The organism is Polaromonas sp. P1_G4 (genome assembly GCF_056405475.1).
Map to the genome: position 1 here is coordinate 1 of NZ_JBFUCA010000724.1, position 1,655 is coordinate 1,655.

Genomic DNA, 1,655 nt, shown 5'->3' on the forward strand with positions numbered 1-1,655 from the left:
GCGCGGTGGCCTGCAGCCGTCAATAAAATCCTTTCCCTGGAGGGCGGTGACGCTGGCCGCGCCGTTTGTCGAGACCCTGCGCGAGCTGCGCCGGATGCGCTACCTCTGGACCACGCCGGTACGCATGGACAACGCCGCCCTGGTGGCGGCGCTCGGTGCGGAGCCGCACACGCCGCTGGACATTGCTGTGGAGGAAACGCTGCAAGGGCTGGGCTGCCTTGGTGCGCATGGCGGGGATTTCAACCATGGAAGTGTCCGCCGTGGCTGAAGCAAGTCCAGCTCAACCTTTTGATGTCGTCAGACGCTTCCAGTTGGGCGAGGTCGACTTGGGGGGAGCCGGCTACTGGCTCGTGCCAAACCTTAGCGCCGACCTGGCCCGTGCCCGTTCGGCCTCCATCTCACGGTTGCGCGGCTCGGCATTGGTTACTAGTGTGCGAATGAGAACCCGTGCAGAAGCCGCCACCTCTTCCACGGCGCGGTCAAACGCGGCTTCATTGGCCTTGGAGGGGACATTGAACCCGCTGAGCTTCCTGACAAACTGCAGCGAAGCGTCACGGATTTCCAGCTCCGTGGCTGGCGGTTCGAAGTTGAAGAGAGTCTTGATGTTGCGGCACATGGGCACTCCTTCCGGTCATTTTTTCCCGGCGTTTGTCTTGACGGTTGGCTCAAGCCCCAACGCTCGCCTGGTTTCATCCGTCAATTTATCAAACCGTCGCCGAAGTACTTCTTTGTCACCAGACAGGACCTGGYGGGTCGGGTCATAGGTAAAAGTTCCCGCATGCACCGTTTTTCCGTTTTCTGTTGCTTGGTAAGCGATGACATTGGTTTTTGGGTCATACGTAAAAACAATTCTTGACCCGATCGGAGGCGGCCCTCCTACGATTGCGCCGATGCCATCGATTCCCAGATACACGGCCCCTCCTTCGAACAGCAGTGCGCCGCGCAAAACAGCCTTGTCTGTTGCCCATACGCCAACAAGATTTTCGGGTATGACGTCCGCAGAGAATGCTGGCAAGGCGGGAAGAAAAAAAGTCAATGCGAAGACGGTTCGTCTTGTGATTGCGAATCCTGCCGATGACAAATATGCGGGGAAAGATGGTGCTTGGTTCATCGGCAACTCCGTTCTTTATATCTGGGGATTTATATCTGGGGATTTATATCACCCCTGGCTACGGAGTTAGAAGACTACGCTTCTGATCAGCTTGAGTTTGCCGGCCTGATCACCACCGACTCCGCCGAAGCAACAAATGGCCCGTGATACACCGCCTCGATGTTGTTGCCGTCCGGGTCCAGCACAAAGGCGGCGTAGTAGCCGGGGTGGTATTTGCGCTCGCCCGGCGCGCCGTTGTCGGTGCCGCCTGCGGCCAGGGCGGCTTCATAGAAGGCTTTGACCTCTGCGTGGTCTTTGGCCCGGAAAGCCAGATGGACGTGCGAGGTAGATCCGTCAGCCTGGTCCATCCACAACTCATCGGCCGAAAAATGATCGTCGGCTTCCTGGATGGCATTTTCCTTGTTCAGTGACTTGAGCACGGCGCGGTAAAAGCGCTTGCTGGCCGCGAGGTCATGGGCGCGCAGGTGGACATGGTCGATGAGTCGTCCGCGGTGTATTTCCATGGTGGGCTTCCTTGTTCGGGTGTGAAGGATCTGTTCAGCGG

Annotated in this window: 3 protein-coding genes and 1 pseudogene; 1 reads left to right on the forward strand and 3 read right to left on the reverse strand. The window is 58.3% G+C overall.

All coding sequences use genetic code 11. The features are described 5' to 3' along the window. Positions 1–268, forward strand: a pseudogene (locus tag AC1D1X_RS22655) (hypothetical protein); the annotation flags it as partial. Positions 269–340: 72 nt separating this feature from the next. Here the strand turns inward: AC1D1X_RS22655 and AC1D1X_RS22660 are convergent. From AC1D1X_RS22660 to AC1D1X_RS22670, 3 genes are all read right to left on the reverse strand, one after another. Then, entirely contained in the window at positions 341–616 is a 276-nt protein-coding gene (locus AC1D1X_RS22660) for a DUF2277 domain-containing protein (protein WP_477671689.1), read from the reverse strand. Positions 617–631: 15 nt separating this feature from the next. Further along, positions 632–1,111, reverse strand: a complete 480-nt coding sequence (locus tag AC1D1X_RS22665) for a hypothetical protein (protein WP_477699263.1) — start codon at positions 1,109–1,111, stop codon at positions 632–634. An 86-nt stretch (positions 1,112–1,197) separates the two neighbouring features. Beyond that, a complete protein-coding gene (locus tag AC1D1X_RS22670; protein ID WP_477671687.1) occupies positions 1,198–1,614 on the reverse strand; it encodes a VOC family protein in 417 nt (138 codons plus the stop codon). Between the last annotated feature and the right edge of the window lie 41 nt (positions 1,615–1,655).

Bases quoted from the DNA above. Each gene is read 5' to 3' on its own strand.
- AC1D1X_RS22660 (WP_477671689.1), bottom strand. From the start codon at position 616: ATGTGCCGCAACATCAAGACTCTCTTCAACTTCGAACCGCCAGCCACG.
- AC1D1X_RS22670 (WP_477671687.1), bottom strand. From the start codon at position 1,614: ATGGAAATACACCGCGGACGACTCATCGACCATGTCCACCTGCGCGCC.